The sequence below is a fragment of the Nonomuraea mesophila genome (assembly GCF_004352805.1).
Taxonomy (GTDB): Bacteria; Actinomycetota; Actinomycetes; order Streptosporangiales; family Streptosporangiaceae; genus Nonomuraea; species Nonomuraea longispora.
Genome location: NZ_SMLD01000417.1, coordinates 1 through 517, shown reverse-complemented (window position 1 = coordinate 517; position 517 = coordinate 1). Strand labels below are relative to the sequence as shown.

The 517-nt window shown below is 72.5% G+C and carries 1 protein-coding gene; it reads left to right on the top strand.

Annotated elements, in window-relative coordinates:
- Positions 1–517, top strand: a 517-nt coding sequence (locus tag E1295_RS48355; RefSeq protein ID WP_132642139.1) for an RNA-guided endonuclease InsQ/TnpB family protein, incomplete at both ends; no start/stop codon positions are given.

Here is a 517-nt window from a genome sequence, read left to right as displayed (position 1 = left end):
AAGGCGTTCCGCTCGTTCTTCGAGCGTGTCAAGGCCGGGCGCACCCCCGGGTTCCCCCGGTTCAAGGGACGCGGCTGGTTCGACACGGTGGAGTGGCCCAAAGACGGCGACGGCTGCCGGTGGGACTTCCAGCCCGGGCACCCGACCGCCACCTACGTCCGGTTGCAGGGCGTCGGGCATGTCCGCGTCCACCAGCACCGGCCCGTCAAAGGCCGGGTGAAGACGATCGCGGTGAAGCGCGAGGGCTCCCGCTGGTACGTCGTGCTGTCGTGTGACGACGTGCCCGCCGAGACGCTGCCCGCCACAGGCGCCGTGGCCGGCATCGACCTGGGCGTGGCCTCGCTCGTCACCACGAGCGACGGCGAGCACGTCGCCAACCCGCGCCACCTCGCCGCGACCGCTGATCGTCTCGCGGACGCTCAGCGGGACCTGGCCCGCAAGAAACGCGGGTCCAAGCGCCGCCGTAAGGCGGTCGCGCGGGTGGCCACCCTGCACGCCAAGGTGCGACGGCAGCGCC